Source organism: Arenimonas soli (assembly GCF_014643775.1).
In the GTDB taxonomy this organism is placed as follows: domain Bacteria; phylum Pseudomonadota; class Gammaproteobacteria; order Xanthomonadales; family Xanthomonadaceae; genus Arenimonas; species Arenimonas soli.
In genome coordinates this window covers 1,007,869-1,026,264 of sequence record NZ_BMKC01000001.1, presented here as the reverse complement: position 1 = coordinate 1,026,264, position 18,396 = coordinate 1,007,869, and the positions used below count along the sequence as shown (strand labels likewise).

The window sequence follows — 18,396 nt, the reverse complement described above, 5'->3', positions numbered from 1 at the left end:
GATGGCCAACGACAAGGCTTCCACGCCACCGCCGCTGCCGCCCGGCATCGGACCCGGTTCGCCGCAGGACGTACCGCCGCCACCGGGAAGTTTCCCGGTGGACCCGGCCACCCTGCCCGACGCCATCCGCGAGGAAATCGAGGCGCCGGACCCGGTCGCCATCGACACCGCATCCGACGAGCTCAAGGACGGCCAGAACCACTGCCCCAAGTGCGGCGCCACCGACATCCGGCACCGGCCTGGCACCGACATGCTGATCTGCCTGTTCTGCCGCAATGAATGGCATGGCGAGGGCGTGGAAGAAGCCTTCGGCCTCGGCGAGGGCCTGGACGAGCTGTCGGGCACGATCATCGCCTCCGGCGCGCAGGCCATCGCGGCCGACGCCGCCACCCTGATGAGCTTCAAGTGCACCGGCTGCGGCGCCGAGGTCACCGTCAACACACAAAGCACGATGACGGCGCGCTGCCACTGGTGCCGGCACGTCTTCGGCGTGAACGAACAGGTGCCCAACGGCGCCGTGCCCGACGCCCTGCTGCCCTTCCGCATCAAGAAGGAAGACGCGGTCGAGCGCATCCGCCAGTTCGTGGGCAAGCGCAAGCTGTTCGCGCTGAAGGAATTCAAGGAACAGTTCACGCCCGAGAACGTGGTGGGCGTCTACATGCCCTACATGATCGTCGACGGCAGGGCGAGCGCCGACGTGGCCGGCAAGGGCGAGATCGAAACCCGGCGCTACACCAAGGGCACCGGCGACAAGAAAAAGACCTACTACGACGCCGACGTCTACCAGGTGCAGCGGCACGTGGACTTCACCGTGGACGACCTGCCGCTGGAATCCTCGCGCGAACGCAGCAAGATGGACACCAAGGTCAACACCAACAACATCATCAACACCATCCTGCCCTTCGACACCAAGAACGCGGTGAAGTGGAACGCGTCCTACCTGTCGGGCTTCACGTCCGAGAAACGCGACAGCGACGTCGAGCACCTGCGCCCGCGCCTGGAAGACCAGCTGCTGTCGATCGCCCGCTGCGAAGTGGAATCGTCGGTAAGTGGCTACGACCGCGGCGTGCGCTGGGAAGAAGAAAGCCTGCAGGTGCACGGCACCCGCTGGGTGGCGATGTACCTGCCGGTGTGGCTCTACTCCTACCACCAGCCCGGCGCCAACGGCGGCATGCTGCACTACATCGCCGTGAACGGCCGCACCGGCGAAACCATGGGCAGCATCCCGATCCAGCACTGGAAGCTGCTGCTGGCCGCGCTGACCGCCGGCACCTTCATCGAAACGGCCGTCATCGCCGTCCTGATAGGAATGAACTGATGAGCGACGACAGTGGACTCTGGCTGCTCGCCCTGGGCCCCGCCGGCGCCGGCGCCCTGTACTGGGCGATTTACCGGTACTACCGCAACACCGACAAGTCGCATGCGTTCGAACGCGAGACGACCGTGGATGCCGGGCCGGTTACGGGCTCGGAGCACAAGGTGGGCGAAGTGAAGGGGACGCGGAAGACGCGGATTGCTGGGGACAATGTGCGGGCGTATCGGGAGAGGGTTAAGGGAGTTGGATAGCAACAGTCAGGTGCGCTGCAAAGGCTAAGCACACCATCTGGGCTCAGCGATCGTCTGAAACCCTACAAAAGCATGCGACGCTGTCGCTCCGCATATGCCGAACTAGCTTCGACAACCTGCTGAAGCACGCCATAGAGGTTGGAGAGCGCCTCCGGGCGAACCAGCGTAGTTACACGCTTGGCAAGACGAGACTTGGCTCTACTGAGCTCGCCTGCGGCAACAGACCAAGGGCAGCCAGGGTCTTTCGGGAAGCCAACGACCAACTCGCCTGCCTCATGCGCACTTTTGATTACGACCTCCGGATAGTACCTCTCCAGCCCACGAAAAGACTCGCCGAGAAGAGGATTCACGAAGGTGCGATTACATCTAACTACGTAGTCCTCTGAGCCATCGCCATATGCCAAGCGAATTTTCTTAAGTTGCTCATTAGATGCTTCCCAGTCGAGAAGTATGATGAGTGGCGCATCCTTCTGCCTCTTTGAGAGCAGCTTCTGATTGTTCTTGAGATAAGGAGCAAACGCATCGAGACCCGTAGGCTCTCCGGACTCAATTCTTGGGAGAGTTACAAACCTCAAATTTGCTCGGCCGTAGATCCTAGCAACGTGATTGAGAACCAACTCATCAGTCTCTCCCTCAACTATCACTACAGGGTTGAACGGGAACGCAAGCGCCGGATGCAAATACGTAGTTACCCCTCGATCCTCCGCCTGCCTCACAAGTTCAGGAACCGGCATCGCGGTCAGCACTGAAGTGGTATCCGCAAGCTCGACAAGACACCCAGAATCGGCAGACATCGCTATCACTGGAGAGTGCGTTGTTGTAAAAATCTGAAGACGTCTAGCGCCATCCCCAACCCATTCATAGAACTGCCTGGCAATTCGGGTCTGAAGATCATGATGGAGACCAGATTCGGGCTCTTCCACGGCCCAGATACATGCTTGCCGCCAACCAAACTGCCGGCTGTAGTCAGTGTCTATCTCTCGAAGGAGATTCATCAGAAAAAAGGCTTGATGACCAGAGCCCCAGTCCTCGTCCCTAACACTAGCGCCGTTGAGACCTTTGGCTTGAAAGCCAGCCATACGAAGCATTTCGCCCAATGTGGCTGAGGTCATGATGTTGGGCTCTTGAAGTGGCGCCCCCGCCACCTTAAAGGCTTCCGACGTGGCGTTCAGCAGCTTTCCCGCCGAGTCGGACATTCCGCGGAGCACATCGTCAGCCTTGCTGGACTCCTTCATCTTCTTGAAGATAGCACCAGCTATGACCTGGCTCTCGTCTTTGAGAAGTTCTGCAGGAATAGTTCGATTCGGAATGTATCTAAACCTAATCAGGGCTAAGAAGTCGCGGACTAGGGTTTCATTTGCCAATTCAGAACCATCGAACCGAACAATTTTCGCAGACTCCTGAACGCGACGGAGACTGTCGAGCTCCCATGACTTCGTGACTGAGAACTCTCTACCCAGATCCTCAAGCTCGCGTAGTTCTTTTCGAAAGTTGAAGTTGCTTGGCAACTCAAAGCCCACCGAAATGGCGATTCGCTTCTTTTGCTTTCGAAGTGGTCTGAAATAGACATCCCTTTCGAAGTCCAACGGATCTCCCGGAGAAGTCTCACCGTTGAAGAACACATTCAGAGCTCGCAACGCATTCGATTTGCCGCATGAATTTCGCCCGACGAAGACAAAGTGCTCTCCGCAGTCTGGCAACGACTCTTCCAATATCGATCGGAAACCCGCAATCCGAACAGACTTGACGAGTCTCATATCACTCTACCTTGTCTCCAATCGAAGGAACTCACTCGCGCGTCCCGCCTCTCAGGCTTGATCCTACGCATCTGAGCGCGCCCCAGGCCCCCTGGAGCGGATCAACTTGGTCAACTCTGAAACAAGCCTTTCAATCGAACTCGACTCAACCACTTGGACGCCTTGACTACTTAACTCACCGCGAAGAAGGCTTCCAATCTTTCTTGTCGTAGCCAGCACAAGCACTGCATCCCGAGCAGATCTCGCAGTTTTCCACAACTTGAAACTGTTCAAGACGCTATACGGAACCTCATAGGGACTCTTCCCAGTCTTTAACTCAATCAGAAACAAGGGCTCTCCATCGCCGCTAACGGACCTAACTACAAGATCAATCCGACTACCGAGGCTACCTAGCTGCTGGAAGTCATCAACTGTCATATCCGCGCCAACTTCGAACTTTCCACCAAGTTCGAGCTGCAGCTCCTTCGATAATTGTTCCGCGACTTGGTGTTCAAGACCCATTCTGTATCTCCTCGAGCTGCAGCTCATCCGCCTTCAAGGCTACGGCCAACGAATTCACTAACACCGTCAGGGTAGATGACGTAAAAATTAGGATAGATATCGGAGCCGAAAGCGAAAGCAACGGGCCAACTAGAATGCTCACCACTGGCCCAACAAGCCGGGTCAACCCATCTTTCTCAATATCTCGCCACAACCTCACTCTAAAGCTTCGCGTTATTCCGAGCATTACTTCGCGCTCGCCGAAGGACATCGCGATATCAACTTTCTGCACCTTTACGCCAATCCGATCACCGAATCGCCTGCTCTTTGCAATCCAAGTTCTAATGTCTCTGACAAACCGCTCTCTTTGCTCCCGATACACTCGATAGTCGTCTCTATGGCTAAACTCCGTCTCTCGAATGTCAGATACGAATATTTTTATTGCTGTATCTTCTTCCTCGGCAATTAGTATTACTGACGTGTCATTGCGTTGCGCAAAAAGTGATTTTGAATGGACATGAGTTCTCTCTTCAAAGGTCGTACCCACTGCCGCCGCTGCGGGCTTCACAGAGGGTCCGAGCTGACCGACTAACTCCTCAACAAGGCTCGCCCGATCCGGCAACGGCGATTTGAACTGAATCGTCATGATTGCCGAGAATCTACTCACCGCAGCCCCCGAGGATTTTGGCACGCCATAAGAGCCCCCTAAACTTGGCTACTCCTACTACATATTCCGCCGATACTCCCCACCCACCTCATACAGCGCATGGCTGATCTGGCCGAGGCTGTGGGTCTTCACTGCTTCCATCAACGCGGCGAAGATGTTTTGGCGGTCACGGGCGGTGTGCTGAAGAATTCTCAGGGGGGTGGTGCCCTCTCCCCGGCCCTCTGCCACAAGCTGGAGAGGAAGAACGGCCTCGTTCCGGACGGCCTGGAAGGTGCGGACGTTGGCGATCTGGGCGCCCTTTTCTTCCGGGGTCGAGCGGATGAGCTCGATTTCGGTCATCACTTCGCCGGCGTGGTCTTTGGGCAGGAAGGTGTTGACGCCGATCAGGGGCAGGCTGCCGTCGTGCTTCTTGTGCTCGTAGTACAGGCTTTCTTCCTGGATCTTGCCGCGCTGGTACATGGTGTCCATGGCGCCGAGCACGCCGCCGCGTTCGCTTAGGGCTTCGAACTCCTTGTAGACGGCCTCTTCCACCAGGTCGGTCAGCTGTTCGACGGCGAAGCTGCCCTGCCAGGGGTTTTCGTTGAAGTTCAGCCCCAGCTCCTTGTTGATGATCATCTGGATGGCCACGGCCCGGCGCACGCTCTCTTCCGTCGGCGTGGTGATGGCTTCGTCGTAGGCGTTGGTGTGCAGGCTGTTGCAGTTGTCGAACAGCGCGTACAGAGCCTGCAGGGTCGTGCGGATGTCGTTGAACTGGATTTCCTGGGCGTGCAGGCTTCGGCCGCTGGTCTGGATGTGGTACTTCAGCATCTGGCTGCGTTCGTTGGCGCCGTAGCGTTCGCGCATGGCGCGGGCCCAGATGCGGCGGGCGACGCGGCCGATCACGGTGTACTCCGGGTCCATGCCGTTGCTGAAGAAGAAGCTCAGGTTGGGCGCGAAGTCGTCGATGTGCATGCCGCGCGCCAGGTAGTACTCGACGATGGTGAAACCGTTGCTCAGCGTGAAGGCCAGCTGCGAAATCGGGTTCGCCCCGGCTTCGGCGATGTGGTAGCCGGAAATGGACACCGAGTAGAAGTTGCGGACCTTGTTGTCCACGAAGTACTGCTGGATGTCGCCCATCATGCGCAGGGCGAATTCGGTGCTGAAGATGCAGGTGTTCTGCGCCTGGTCCTCCTTCAGGATGTCGGCCTGCACGGTGCCGCGCACGGTGGCAAGGGTGTGCTTCTTGATGCGCTCGTAGGTTTCGGCGTCCACCAGCTGGTCGCCGGTGACACCCAGCAGGCCCAGGCCCAGGCCTTCGTTGCCTTCGGGCACTTCGCCGCCGTATTCGGGGCGCTTCTTGCCTTCGAAGAACTTCTCGATCTTGGCGTGGGCGTCGTCCCAGCGCTTCTGGTCCTCGCGCAGGTACTTTTCCACCTGCTGATCAATGGCGGTGTTCATGAACATCGCCAGGATCATCGGCGCCGGGCCGTTGATGGTCATCGACACGCTGGTGGTCGGCGCGCACAGGTCGAAGCCCGAATACAGCTTCTTCATGTCGTCCAGGGTGGCGATGGACACGCCGGAGTTGCCGATCTTGCCGTAGATATCCGGGCGCTCGGCCGGGTCTTCGCCGTACAGCGTGACCGAGTCGAAGGCCGTGGACAGGCGCGCGGCCGGCTGGCCCTTGCTCAGGTAGTGGAAGCGCCGGTTGGTGCGCTCGGGCGTGCCCTCGCCCGCGAACATGCGGATGGGGTCTTCGCCGGTGCGGCGGTATGGATACACGCCGCCGGTGTAGGGGTAATGGCCGGGCAGGTTTTCCTTGCCCAGGAAGACCAGCAGTTCGCCCCAGCTCTTGAACCTGGGCGCGGCGATCTTGGGGATCTTCTGGTGGCTCAGGGACTCGCGGTAGTTTTCGACCTGGATGACCTTGCCGCGCACCGAATATTCGGTCACGTCGTCGGTGACGGACTTGAGGCGGTCGGGCCATTCGCGCAGCAGGTTCACCGATTGCGCGCTGAGCGACTTCACCGCGTCGTTGTAGCGCTGGCGCAGGGTGATCAGGCTGCGGTCGATCGCCACCTGCGCGGCCTGCGGGTTGTCGCCGGCGGCGGCGCCCTGGCGGCGCTCCCACTGGAACACCATCTTGCGACGGTCGGGGATGCCGTGGCGACGTTCACCGCAGTCGGGCCACTGCGCGGCGTCGCGGGCGGCGGCGGCCGAACCGGGGCTCGGCACCACCAGGTGGTGCGGGTCGTACAGGCCCAGGGCCTTGGGCATCTCCGGGTCGCCCAGCTCACGCAGGGATTCCCAGTAGTGCTGGGCGCGCTCGGCGGCGTCGGCCTGCTTTTCGATGCTGGCATTGACCTGCCGGCCCTGCTCGGCGATTTCGGCCAGGTAGCGGGTGCGGTTGCCGGGGATCAGGATGGTGGCGCGGGGGGACTTCTCGCCTTCTTCGATGTCCGGCTTGAAATCGCAGCCCGGCGACTTGGCCGACAGCTTCTCGCGCAGCAGGCGGCAGAGGTTGGCGAACATCCAGGTCACGCCCGGGTCGTTGAACTGGCTGGCGATCGTCGGATACACCGGCACGTCTTCGTCGGCCAGCTTGAAGGCGGTGCGGTTGCGCTTCCACTGCTTGCGCACGTCGCGCAGGGCGTCTTCGGCGCCGCGCTTGTCGAACTTGTTCAGCACGATCAGCTCGGCGAAGTCGATCATGTCGATCTTCTCCAGCTGGCTGGGCGCGCCGAAGTCGCTGGTCATCACGTACATCGGGAAATCGACCAGGTCGACGATTTCCGAATCGGACTGGCCGATGCCGGCGGTTTCCACCATCACCAGGTCGTAGCCCTGGGCGCGCAGGAAGGCGATGCAGTCCTTGAGCACCGCATTGGTGGCCACGTGCTGGCGGCGGGTGGCCATGGAGCGCATGAAGACGCGGGATGACCTCAAGGAATTCATGCGGATGCGGTCGCCCAGCAGGGCGCCGCCGGTGCGGCGGCGGGTGGGGTCGACCGAGATCACCGCGATGCGCATGTCCGGGAAGTGCTGCAGGAAGCGGTTCATGAGTTCGTCTGTCACTGACGACTTACCCGCGCCGCCGGTGCCGGTCAGGCCGACCACCGGGGTCTTGCCGCCGGCCAGCTGCCATTCCTTGCGCAGGGCTTCGAGCTGCTTTTCTTCCAGCAGGCCCTCTTCGATGGCGGTCAGCATCTTGCCGATGCTGATTTCGTCGCTGGGGTCGACCTTGTCGGGCTTGCCGGCGGGCACGCGGTGTTCGTTCGTGCGGCGCACCAGGTCCTCGATCATCGCCACCAGGCCCATCTGCATGCCGTCGTTGGGGTGGTAGATGCGTTCGACGCCGTAGGTCTGCAGGTCCTTGATTTCTTCCGGCGTGATGGTGCCGCCGCCGCCGCCGAACACGCGGATGTGGCCGGCGCCGCGCTCGCGCAGCATGTCCACCATGTACTTGAAGTATTCGGTGTGGCCGCCCTGGTAGCTGGAAAGCGCGATGCCGTCGGCGTCTTCCTGCAGGGCCGCGCGCACCACGTCTTCGACGCTGCGGTTGTGGCCCAGGTGCACCACTTCCACGCCCTGCGACTGGATAAGCCGGCGCATGATGTTGATGGCGGCGTCGTGGCCGTCGAACAGGCTGGCGGCGGTGACGAAGCGCAGGGGGCTGCGCTCGGGGTCGCGGTCGGGAAGCTGGTTGGCGGGGGTGCTCATGGGCGGTCTCTTAAAGCTAAAGACGGAATCGCCCGATTGTAGCGCCGACCGTATGGTCTGCCCTAACCGGCCCCGGCCGGGCCGGAACCGGCCCCCAGCGCGTCTTGCAAGGGCTGCAGATGGCGTTCATACCGCCGCCACTGCCCCACGAAACGCCGATGCACCGGCTCACGCAGCTGCACCGCACTGGCGGTGGCCACCGCCCCCTGGCGGCCGGCGATATCGGCCAACCCGGCCTGCGCCGGCAGGCCCAGGAAATCGAGCACGCGCCGGGCCGTGGCCTCGGGGTCGGTGACGAGGGCGTCGTAGGCCACGTCCAGGATCCGGCCCGGGAAGGCCGCGTGCCAGTGCGCCATCAGCGCCTGGTACCGGCGCAGGTGGCCGGCCATCTCGACCTGGTCGTAGCTGTGCGGGTAAGCGTCGGCGAACAGTTCCTTGAGGTTGGAAAAGCCCACGTCCATCGGGTCGCGCACCAGGTGCAGGAAACGCGCCTGCGGCAACGCCCGGGCGATATGGCCCAGCCACAGGAAGTTGGCCGGCAGCTTGTCGGTGTACAGGCGTTTGCCGCGGGCCTGCCACTGGGTGTGGCCGAGGTAGCGCTGGCCGAGTTCGGCCGGGTCGATCTTCTCTGCGGCCTCGAGCAGCGCCAGGTCCGGGCCGGGCCGGCCCATCGTGTTCGCGCACCAGCGCACCTGGAAGCCGAAGTCGCGCAGTTCGCCGGCATCGGCCACGTCGTCGGCGCCGGCCAGGATGCGTTCCAGCAAGGTAGTGCCCGAGCGCGGCTGGCCCAGGATGAACACCGGGGCCGGACCCTCTTGCGCCTGCGTGTTGGCGCCCTGCCCGTCCACCAACATCAGGCGGTCGAACACGGCCTGTTCCTGCGCCGGATCAAAGCTGACCTGGCGGCGGCGCGACTGCATGCCGGCTTCCAGCGCCGCCCAGGCGGCCTCGGTGTCGCCCAGGTCGTCGAGCTCCTTGAACAAGGCGTAGTGCAGCGGCGGTGCGTCGGGGTAATCGGCCGGCACGGAGGCAATCGCGGCGCGCAGGCGGGCGACATGGTTGGCCTCGGGCGTGGCCCGGCGCAGCTTGGCCAGCTGCCGGTGCGCGGCGGCGTGCAGCGGCTGGCGGGCCAGGCAGGCTTCGAAGGCGGTGTTGGCTTCGTCGTGGTCCCCGGCGTACAGCGCCGACAGGCCCAGCTGGTAGTGCAGGCCCGGGCTGTCGCCGCCCAGGGCGCGGGCGCGCTTGAGGAAAAACCGGGCTTCGGCCGGAAAGCTCTGGTCCTGCAGGCGCTGGCCCACGCCCATCTGCACGGCCGGGTCCGGCGCATTGGCCAGGGCCGGCGACTGCGCCAGCGACAGCGCCGCCTCGAGTTCGCCCACCTGGCACAGCAGTTCAACGATGGCTTCCAGCACCACCGGGTCGGATTCGTCGGCGTCGCGGGCCAGCAGGGCCTGGGCCACGCCTTCGCGCAGGTCGCCGCGGGCCAGGGCCAGCTGGGCCAGGCGTAGTCGCGCCGGGGCCTGCCAGTCGGCATGGGCGGCCAGGCGGGTGTAGGCGGCGCCGGCTTCGGGCAGCTGGCCGCGGCTGCGGAAGGTTTCGGCGGCCTGCCAGGTGGCCAGTGCGTCGTCGGCGGTCATGCGTGCAGTGTCGGCCAGCCGGCGGCGGGCTGGCAATCGCCGCTAGCCGCCCAGGGCCTTGCAGAAGGCCCTGGCGAAGGCGCTGCGGCGGATGTCGGCGTCGTCGCGGGTGTCACCCGGCACGCGGCTGAGGCTGGCTTTCTCCAGGCGGTCGATGTCGGCGCCGCGGCGGAAGGCCACCTCGCGCTGGATGCGCGCCCGCTGGTGGTCGGAAAGCCCCGATCGCAGGTTCAGTTGATTGTCGGCCAGCACCCGCCAGGGCACGAACACCGCGTGCAGCTGGTCGTCGGCGATGGTGAAAAAGCCGGCGCCGAACAGGTCCACGTGCACCGCATGCGCCTGCAGCATCCAGTCGCCGCCGTCGCGGTAGCGCAGCGTGCTGGTGATGGTGCCGGTGGGTGCCACCGGCGTGCGGCCCAGCCGGGCTTCGCCGCTTAGCAGGATGCCGCGCAGGTCGGAAAGTGGGTTGGAAAGGGTTTCGCCTTCGGCGCGCAGGATGACGTTGCCGCCTTCCCAGTCCAGGCCAGTCAGGTGCCCGTAGAGGATTTCGCCACCGGTCATCAGCAGCAGCACCTTGCGCAGGTCCGGGCCCACCTCGCCCATCCAGCGCGGCGGCTGCGGCAGCCCGTACAGCACCCCGGCGCCGTAGCCGAAGCTGCCCGGAAGGTCGTCGACGCGGGTGAGGTCGCCCATGGGCCGCAGTCTAGACCACCCGGCTTTTCGTGGGAGGGACTCCGGCCCCTCCCACGGGGTCCCTATTCAGTGACGATTTCGCGGTGCATCGGCGCCAGCTTGGCCAGCAGATTGTTCTGGGCGCGGAACGGCACCTTGTGTTCGTTCATCGCCACCTGCAGCACTTCCACCAGCCGGTTGAAGTCGGCGCGGTCGATGCCCAGGCCGGCGTGCGAAGACTTCATGTCGCGGCCGCTGTATTCGCAGCCGCCGCCGAGGATGGCGCAGAACTGTTCGGCCAGCTGGCGCTTCACCCGTTCCTGGTCGGAATTGGCGAAGAACGGGCCCATGCGTTCGTCGGTCAGCAGGCCGGCCATGAAGGTGTCCATCAGGCGGTCCAGGCCTTCGCGGCCGCCGAAGTCTTCAAGCACGGGGCGAAGCTCCGGGAACGCCGGCGCCGGGTCGGGCGCGTTCGGGTCGAGGCGCGGCGTGTCGTCCAATGCGGCTTCTTCGGCTTCCAGGCGCGCTTCTTCCTCCAGCATCGCCTGCTCTTCGGCGCTGACGGTCTGCTGGGCGAAGGTGGGCGCAGCGAACGCCAGCAGGCAGGCCAGCGCCAGGGTCTTGGTCGTAGTCATTTTGTTCTCCATGGCTCAGAAGCCCACCTGCAGCGAGGCGTACACGCCGCGCTGGTCGTCGGCGATGACGATGTTGCCCAGGTCCACGTAGGCCAGGGTCAGCGACACGTTCTTGACCGGTGCCCAGGCAACGAACACGTCCCAGGCGTCGTTTTCCTCGGCGATGCCCAGGTTGTCGGGCTTCATGCGGTATTCGCCGCCGATCGCCAGGTTGCGGGTCAGCAGGTAGGCAAACGAGCCCTCGAGCTGGGCCTCGTAGTCGTCGTTGAGGTCGCCGCCGAAACCCAGGATGCCGAACTGGTTGGCCTTGGTCAGGCGCAGCGTGGTGTTTAGCAGCAGGCTCTTGTCCAGGTACAGCTTGGTGGCGCTGACGTAGTAGTCCACACCACTGTCGTCGCGGGCGCCGACGAAGGCCAGCACGCCGGGCTGGTCGTTCTTCTTGTACTGCGCGCCGACGGCGATCTGCGGCAGCCAGCTGTCCTGCTCGAGCACGGCGTCGCCGGCGACCTTCAGCTTCACGCCGATGGTGTCCTGGGTGAAGGTGAAGCCATTGCCCAGGCCCAGCGCGCCGCCGATGGCCTGGGTGTCGAAGGCCTGGCGCGAAAAGCTAAGCTCGACCCGGTCGTACAGGCCGACCAGCACGCCGTAGCTGTCGAGCGAATAATCGTCCACGTCCACGCGGGTGAAATAAGCGTTGCCACCGATCTGGTCGCGGGTGCCGTAGCCGCCGATCACGGCCCAGGGCGTCAGGCCGCCGCCGGCCGAACCTTCGACCTGACTGACGCCGCCGGTCAGCAGCAGCTTGCCGCTCAGGTCGGCTTCATCGTCGCCCGACTGGGCGTGGGCCAGGCCCAGCGGCAGGCACAGGGCCAAGGCCAGCGCGGAGCGCGGCAGGGAATGGGGTTTGGCTGTCATTTACGGCGTCCTCGGTCGGGGCAAAGTGGCAGGGGCATCGGCGCTGCGCCGGGGCATGGGCATCGGGAAATACGGCACGACGTAGCCGTCGAGTTCGGGCGGCACCTGCACCAGGAACCAGACGTCGGCCACGCCGTCGCCGCCGGCCGAACCGCGCTTGCGGTCCGACAGCCAGCGGTAAAGCGGCTTGCCTTCCCAGGCCCACATCGGCCGGCCGTCGTGGCTGCGCGCGATGGTGAAGGGGCCGTGCGGGCGGGCGGTTTCTTCGGCGAACAGCGGCGGCCACAGGCGTTCGCACTTGCGGTCGCAGCGGCTTTGGCCGGGTTCGTCTTCGGTGAAGATGTAAAGCGCGCGACCGCCCTGCTCGACCAGGATGCCGCGGCGCTGCCAGATCGGCACCGGGCTGTTGAGCGCGATCTCGCGCGGGGACAGGCGCGGCGGGGTTTCGGCGATCGGGGCCTTGGCGGGCGCCGAAGCCGGCACGGCGGCCGGTGCCGGTGTCGCGGCGGCGACGGGCAGCGCGCAGGCGAACAGGCAGGCGAACAGCAGGCGGGACGGCAGCTTCATGGCATCGTCGGGATGACGCACGCGGCTTGCGTACCTGTTCCCTTACGCCGGCAAGGTGCCGGCTGGATGCATCAGGCGTCCGGCGGGTTTTCCAGCAGGGCGCGGACGCGCGCCGGGTCGGGCAGCAGCTCGCCGCGGATCAGCAGCAGCGCGCCTTCGGGTGAAGTGAAGGCCTGGTGACGTTCGCCCGGCGCGGCCAACAGATAGTCGCCGCTGCGGTATTCGACGCCGTCGTGCACCACCGACCCCGACAGCACCAGGCATTCTTCCTCGCTGGCGTGGGGATGCGGCGGGATCACCGCGCCCGCCTCGATGCGCCAGAGGCTGGTCTGGGTGCGCGAGTGCGGGTCCCGGCGCAGGCTCTTGATGTGGATGCCGGGCACGAACGGGATCCAGTCGCCTTCCCCGGCGCGAACCACCTGGGTGCGGCTGCGGCGGGCGGTGTCGAGGATGCGCGCGCGCAGGGCCGCGGCCCGCGCGGCCCCGGGCGGGTCGTCAGGCAGCAGGCCGGCCAGGGCGGCGGCCAGCAGGGCCTTGTCGTCGTTGTCCTTGCCGCTGCTCATGGCGCGTGGTCCTCGCCGTCCATCGCCAAACGCAGGCTCGCCAGCCCGCGACGGGCATGCGATTTCACGGTGCCCAGGGGCAGTCCGGTGCGTTGGGCGATCTGGGCGTGGGAAAGGTCCTCGTAAAAAGCCAGTTCAAGCACCCGGCGCTGGCCGGGGGCCAGGGCGTCCAGCGCCTGGCGGACCCGGGTGGCCAGGGCCTGGCTTTCCGCCAGATGCTCCGGGGCCGGGTCTTCACTTTCTGTATACGCCAGGACCGCGTCGTCCGGATGCAGTCCCGGCGGGGAACGACGCAGGCGCCTGCGCTTGTGGTCGATCGCCCGGCTCCAGGCCAGGGTCTGCAGCCAGGCCATCACCGCGCCACGCTGCGGGCAGTAGCTGACGGCCCGGTCCCAGACCTGCAGGAAGACGTCGGCCACCACCTCTTCGGCATCCTGGCGGTTGCCCAGCACGCGCAGGGCCAGGCCGTGCACCTGGCCCAGGGCCTGGTCGTACAGCTGGCCCAGGGCCTCGGCGTCGCCGAAGCGGATGCGGCCCAGCAGGGCCACCAGCGCGGCTTCGTCGCAGCGGGTTCGCAGGCGCGTGGGGCTGTGCAGCTGGGGCATGGGCGGTCCGCGGGGGAAACGCCGCCATTAACCGCTGCCGGGGTTGCAGGGGGCGTGAAAGCCGCGGACAAAAAAAGGGCGACCACGTGGTGGTCGCCCAATGAACCCTGCTCTAAAGGGTTGGAGGCTGGCGGTTCTCCGGGGAGAGATAAAACCGCCAAGCACTAATACCAACGCCGGCCCCGGAGCCGACCGGCCACGCCGGCCCGCGCACCCGCCGGACGGCCCTTCCCGGCCGACGGACGTGGGCCGCCGGGGCATGACGCCCGGCCCTGCCCGACTAGAGCGTTTGCTTTACACTACGCCGCGCCGGAAACCGGCGAGGCCCTGCGTCTCAAATATGCAGGCCATTCAAATCAATAACTTGCGGACGCTTGTTAATCCAATCTCGCACGAGGCCCACACCCCCGGCCCCGCGCAGTCCGCCAGACCGGAGCCTTCCATGATCTTCGAAACCATCTCGACCTCGAACCACGAGGAAGTGGTGTTCTGCCACAACAAGGACGCGGGCCTGAAGGCCATCATCGCGATCCACAACACCGTTCTGGGCCCGGCCCTGGGCGGTACGCGCATGTGGCCGTACGCCAGCGAGGAAGAGGCCCTGAAGGACGTGCTGCGCCTTAGCCGCGGCATGACCTACAAGGCGGCCGTGTCGGGCCTGAACCTGGGCGGCGGCAAGGCGGTGATCTGGGGCGACCCGAACAAGGACAAGTCCGAAGCGCTGTTCCGCGCCTTCGGCCGTTTCGTCAACTCACTGGGCGGCCGCTACATCACCGCCGAAGACGTGGGCATCGACGTCAACGACATGGAATACGTGCTGCGCGAAACCGACTACGTCACCGGCGTGCACCAGGTGCACGGTGGCTCGGGCGACCCGTCGCCGTTCACCGCCTACGGCACGCTGCAGGGCCTGATGGCCTCGCTGCAGGTCAAGTTCGGCAACGAAGAAGTGGGCAACTACTCCTACGCCGTGCAGGGCGTGGGCCACGTCGGCATGGAGTTCGTGAAGCTGCTGCGCGAGCGCGGCGCCAAGGTCTTCGTCACCGACATCAACAAGGACGCCGTGCAGCGCGCCGTCGACGAGTTCGGCTGCGAGGCCGTGGCCCTGGACGACATCTACGACGTGGATGCGGACGTCTACTCCCCGACCGCCCTGGGCGGCACGATCAACGAACAGACCCTGCCGCGCCTGAAGTGCAAGGTCATCTGCGGCGCCGCCAACAACCAGCTGGCCAACGACGAGATCGGCGTCGAGCTCGAGAAGCGCGGCATGCTTTACGCCCCGGACTACGCCGTGAACGCCGGCGGCCTGATGAACGTCTCGCTGGAAATCGACGGCTACAACCGCGAGCGCGCCATGCGCATGATGCGCACCATCTACTACAACCTGGGTCGCATCTTCGAAATCGCCAACCGCGACAAGATCCCGACCTACAAGGCCGCCGACCGCATGGCCGAAGAGCGCATCATCGCCATCGGCAAGCTGCGCCTGCCGCACCTGGGCGCCGCCGCCCCGCGCTTCCAGGGCCGCCGCGGCAACTGAAATGGACGGCCGCCGACGAATTGAACCCACGTTCGGCGGCGGCCCGCCGCCGCTGCCGCCGCCGTTGCCGCTGGCGGAAGACCTCCCGGTCCCCGCCAGCGATTTCGTCGTCGTCCGCCAGAAGCACATCCGGCACGAGCGGCAGCTGAAGTCGGTCGGATTGCTGTTCGGGCTCGCCGCCCTGGTCTCGCTTGGCTCCGTGGCCATGGGCATCTCCTACGGGGCCCTCGAGGCGCAAGTGCTGGATCGATCGGTGCCGCTGATGGCCACGCTGACGATCCTTGGGCTGTTTTTCGGGGCGCTGGCTTACGGCTACCGGACGCTGCGTCCCTGGGTTAAGTACGTGGGCACGCCGGTGTCCTGCCTGGGCCTGTTCGCCGTCCCCGTCGGTACCCTGCTCCATGGCTACATCCTGTACCTGATCTGGTGCGGGCAAGGCCAGCGCATCCTGCAGCCCGACTACGCCGCCATCATCCGTTCGACACCGGACGTGCGCTATAAGGCGACCACGGGCGACAAGGTCGCGACGGTGCTGTTGATCCTGCTCGTCGTCGGCCTGGTCGCGACGATCTTCCTCGCAACCTAATTCGGACAAGCATGCGAACCTTTCCCCTGGGCGAAGACCTCGATGCGCTGCGTGACGCTGTCAGGCGCTTCGCCGACAGCGAAATCGCCCCGCGCGCGGCGCAGATAGACCACGACAACGCGTTCCCGCAGGACCTGTGGCCCAAGCTGGGCGAAATGGGCCTGCTGGGCCTGACCGTGCCCGCCGAATTCGGCGGCTCGGAAATGGGCTACCTGGCGCACCTGGTGGCGATGGAGGAAGTCTCCCGTGCCTCGGGTTCGGTCGGCCTTAGCTACGGCGCGCACAGCAACCTGTGCGTGGCCAACCTGTACGCCAACGGCAGCGACGAACAGCGTCGCAAGTACCTGCCCAAGCTGTGCAGCGGCGAAGCCAAGGGCGCGCTGGCGATGTCCGAGCCGGGCGCCGGTTCGGACGTGGTGGGTTCGATGAGCTGCCGCGCCGAACTCCGCGACGGGGTCTGGGTCGCCAACGGCAACAAGATGTGGATCACCAACGGCCCCGAGGCAGACGTGCTGGTCGTGTACATGCGCACCGCCGGCAAGGACGCGGGCTCGCGCTGCATGACCGCCTTCATCGTCGAAAAGGGCATGAAGGGTTTTTCCACCGCCCAGAAGCTCGACAAGCTGGGCATGCGGGGTTCGAACACCTGCGAACTGGTGTTCGAAAACTGCGAAATCCCGGCCGAAAACGTCCTCGGCGAAGTGAACCAGGGCGTCAAGGTCCTGATGAGCGGCCTGAACACCGAACGCCTGGTGCTGACCGGCGGCCCGCTGGGTCTGATGCAGGCTGCGCTCGACATCGCCCTGCCCTACGTGCGCGAGCGCAAACAGTTCGATGCCGCAATCGGCACCTTCGGCCTGATGCAGGGCAAGATCGCCGACATGTACACCGCGCTGCAGTCGTCCCGCGCCTTCGCCTACCAGGTGGCCCGCGACTTCGACGCCGGCCACGCCAGCCGCGTGGATTCGGCCAGCTGCCTGCTGCACGCCAGCGAAAGCGCCGTGCAGGTGGCCCTGGAAGGCATCCAGGCCTTGGGCGGCAACGGCTACATCAACGAATACGCCACCGGCCGGATCCTGCGCGACGCCAAGCTGTACGCCATCGGCGCCGGCACGAATGAAATCCGCCGCATGCTGATCGGTCGCGAGCTCTTCGAAGACCGCGGCTAAGCCGCCTGGTTCCACACCCGCTTGAGGAAACCGGCCGTGCTCGCGCGGCCCGGCTTCATCGCCGCGCGCTCGGCGACGATGGCTTCGGCCAGGGCCCGGTCACCGCTGCCCAGGGAGGCTTCGATCAGGCTCAGGTCGATCAGGTCGCGCTGGGCGTGGCTGCCGCCGAAGTGGTGGGCTATGCGGCGGACGTCGCGCAGGCCGCGGGCCGCGGCGCGGTGCTCGCCCCGGGCCAGCACCACCAGCGATTCAAGCAGCGGGTTGCCTACCTCGGCGGTGAACATGACGTTGTCGCCCTTGCCGGCCATCGCCCGGCGCTGGCCTTCGCGCACTTGCTCGAGCAGGTCGTCGCGACCGGCGCAGACGAAGGCCAAGGCGGCATGCACGTCGTTGAAGGCATACCAGCCGGCACCGGCCTGCGGGGCCCAGGCGGCGGCCACCCTGGCCCAGCGGTCACCCACGTCGACGCCGCGCAGCTGGAGGCGCCAGAGCATGGCCGAGGCGTCCACCAGCTCCAGCGCCGAGGCCGGGCCGTGGCCGAAGATCGGGCCGTCGAAGAGTTCCAGCACGCGTTCGATTTCATCGCGTTCCAGGTGGTAAAGCGCCAGGTGCCACCAGTTGTGCACCGCGAAGAAGCTTTCTTCCGACCAGGCCGCCGGGTCCTGGCCCAGCCAGGCGATGCCCTCGTCCACCCGGTCCTGCATCTCCATCACGTGCGCCACCGCGTGCCAGGCCCAGCCATCGTGGCGGTTGAGCTCGACGGCGCGGCGGCCGGCCGCTTCGGCCTTGTCGTACTGGCCGGCTTCCTCGAAGCCGAAGGCATGCATGCCCAGCACGGCGTGGTAGCCCGGCATCGCTTCGGACCAGGCCGGCATGGCGCGGCTGATGCGGTCGCGCAGCAGGCGCGAGTTGCCGTTGAAGAAGTCGAGCAGGTGGCCCATCTGCAGCGCCAGCGCGTCGCGGGGGTGGGCGATGTTCAGGTCTTCAAGGCGGCGCGAGGCTTGGTGCCAGGACCCATCCAGCCAGTCGCCGGCGGCCTGCAGGTGGGCCTGTTCGCGCGGCGTCGCCGGCAGGGCCCGGGCGGTCTGCAGCGACTCGCGCGCCAGCGCCAGCGGCGCCGTCTCCGAGGCCGTGAGATACAGCCAGGCCAAAAGCGCATGGCCCATCACGAAGCCCGGGCTGTCCTGCACGGCCTCGGTGGCCGTGGCGACCGGGTCGCCGCGGTAACACTGCAGCTGCGCCAGCGCGGCGTCGTAAAGCGCCGCCGCACGGGGCGAGGCGCCGGAAAGGGGATGACCGAGGGAATCGAGGGCCGTCATGGGAAACTTCCTGCCT

The 18,396-nt window shown here is 65.4% G+C and carries 16 protein-coding genes; 5 read left to right on the top strand and 11 right to left on the bottom strand.

Features of this window, described 5'->3' with window-relative positions:
- Position 1 precedes the first annotated feature (1 nt).
- Together IEX13_RS04900 and IEX13_RS04895 are read left to right on the top strand one after the other, a co-directional pair.
- Positions 2-1,318 carry a TFIIB-type zinc ribbon-containing protein gene (locus tag IEX13_RS04900; RefSeq protein ID WP_188661840.1) on the top strand — a complete coding sequence of 439 codons (1,317 nt, stop codon included), beginning with the start codon at positions 2-4 and terminating at the stop codon, positions 1,316-1,318.
- Positions 1,318-1,566, top strand: coding sequence for a hypothetical protein (locus IEX13_RS04895; protein ID WP_188661838.1), 249 nt, complete (start codon positions 1,318-1,320; stop codon positions 1,564-1,566). The genes IEX13_RS04900 and IEX13_RS04895 overlap by 1 nt, the downstream gene beginning before the upstream one ends.
- A 62-nt stretch (positions 1,567-1,628) precedes the next feature.
- On the opposite strand, the gene IEX13_RS04890 is transcribed toward IEX13_RS04895, so the two are convergent.
- The 10 genes from IEX13_RS04890 to IEX13_RS04845 form a co-directional block, all read right to left on the bottom strand.
- Positions 1,629-3,323: an ATP-dependent nuclease gene (locus IEX13_RS04890; RefSeq protein ID WP_188661836.1), complete on the bottom strand. Its 1,695-nt coding sequence runs from the start codon at positions 3,321-3,323 to the stop codon at positions 1,629-1,631.
- A gap of 490 nt (positions 3,324-3,813) precedes the next feature.
- Entirely contained in the window at positions 3,814-4,449 is a 636-nt protein-coding gene (locus IEX13_RS04885; protein WP_188661834.1) for a hypothetical protein, read from the bottom strand.
- A 78-nt stretch (positions 4,450-4,527) separates the two neighbouring features.
- Positions 4,528-8,169, bottom strand: a complete 3,642-nt coding sequence (locus IEX13_RS04880; RefSeq protein ID WP_188661832.1) for a methylmalonyl-CoA mutase family protein — start codon at positions 8,167-8,169, stop codon at positions 4,528-4,530.
- A 62-nt stretch (positions 8,170-8,231) separates the two neighbouring features.
- The gene (locus IEX13_RS04875; protein WP_188661830.1) at positions 8,232-9,806 is read right to left on the bottom strand and encodes a tetratricopeptide repeat-containing sulfotransferase family protein; all 1,575 of its coding nucleotides are present in this window, start codon (positions 9,804-9,806) and stop codon (positions 8,232-8,234) included.
- A gap of 42 nt (positions 9,807-9,848) precedes the next feature.
- Entirely contained in the window at positions 9,849-10,499 is a 651-nt protein-coding gene (locus IEX13_RS04870) for a hypothetical protein (RefSeq protein ID WP_188661828.1), read from the bottom strand.
- A gap of 62 nt (positions 10,500-10,561) precedes the next feature.
- Entirely contained in the window at positions 10,562-11,113 is a 552-nt protein-coding gene (locus IEX13_RS04865; RefSeq protein ID WP_229668451.1) for a group I truncated hemoglobin, read from the bottom strand.
- 15 nt (positions 11,114-11,128) lie between these two features.
- Positions 11,129-12,028, bottom strand: coding sequence for a DUF3034 family protein (locus IEX13_RS04860; RefSeq protein WP_188661826.1), 900 nt, complete (start codon positions 12,026-12,028; stop codon positions 11,129-11,131).
- The gene (locus IEX13_RS04855) at positions 12,029-12,595 is read right to left on the bottom strand and encodes a COG4315 family predicted lipoprotein (protein WP_188661824.1); all 567 of its coding nucleotides are present in this window, start codon (positions 12,593-12,595) and stop codon (positions 12,029-12,031) included.
- Between the two features lie 71 nt (positions 12,596-12,666).
- A complete protein-coding gene (locus IEX13_RS04850) occupies positions 12,667-13,158 on the bottom strand; it encodes a cupin domain-containing protein (protein WP_188661822.1) in 492 nt (163 codons plus the stop codon).
- A complete protein-coding gene (locus IEX13_RS04845; RefSeq protein WP_188661820.1) occupies positions 13,155-13,763 on the bottom strand; it encodes a sigma-70 family RNA polymerase sigma factor in 609 nt (202 codons plus the stop codon). Before IEX13_RS04845 ends, IEX13_RS04850 begins: the two co-directional genes overlap by 4 nt.
- Before the next feature lie 442 nt (positions 13,764-14,205).
- Between IEX13_RS04845 and IEX13_RS04840 the strand changes: the two genes are divergently transcribed.
- From IEX13_RS04840 to IEX13_RS04830, 3 genes are read left to right on the top strand one after another with little or no spacing between them, the layout of a single operon-like run.
- Positions 14,206-15,306, top strand: coding sequence for a Glu/Leu/Phe/Val dehydrogenase (locus IEX13_RS04840; RefSeq protein WP_188661818.1), 1,101 nt, complete (start codon positions 14,206-14,208; stop codon positions 15,304-15,306).
- A gap of 1 nt (position 15,307) precedes the next feature.
- A complete protein-coding gene (locus IEX13_RS04835) occupies positions 15,308-15,892 on the top strand; it encodes a hypothetical protein (protein WP_188661816.1) in 585 nt (194 codons plus the stop codon).
- Between the two features lie 11 nt (positions 15,893-15,903).
- The gene (locus IEX13_RS04830) at positions 15,904-17,061 is read left to right on the top strand and encodes an isovaleryl-CoA dehydrogenase (protein WP_188661814.1); all 1,158 of its coding nucleotides are present in this window, start codon (positions 15,904-15,906) and stop codon (positions 17,059-17,061) included.
- Here the strand turns inward: IEX13_RS04830 and IEX13_RS04825 are convergent.
- The gene (locus IEX13_RS04825; RefSeq protein ID WP_188661812.1) at positions 17,058-18,380 is read right to left on the bottom strand and encodes a tetratricopeptide repeat protein; all 1,323 of its coding nucleotides are present in this window, start codon (positions 18,378-18,380) and stop codon (positions 17,058-17,060) included. The two genes, IEX13_RS04830 and IEX13_RS04825, sit on opposite strands and share 4 nt — an antisense overlap.
- Between the last annotated feature and the right edge of the window lie 16 nt (positions 18,381-18,396).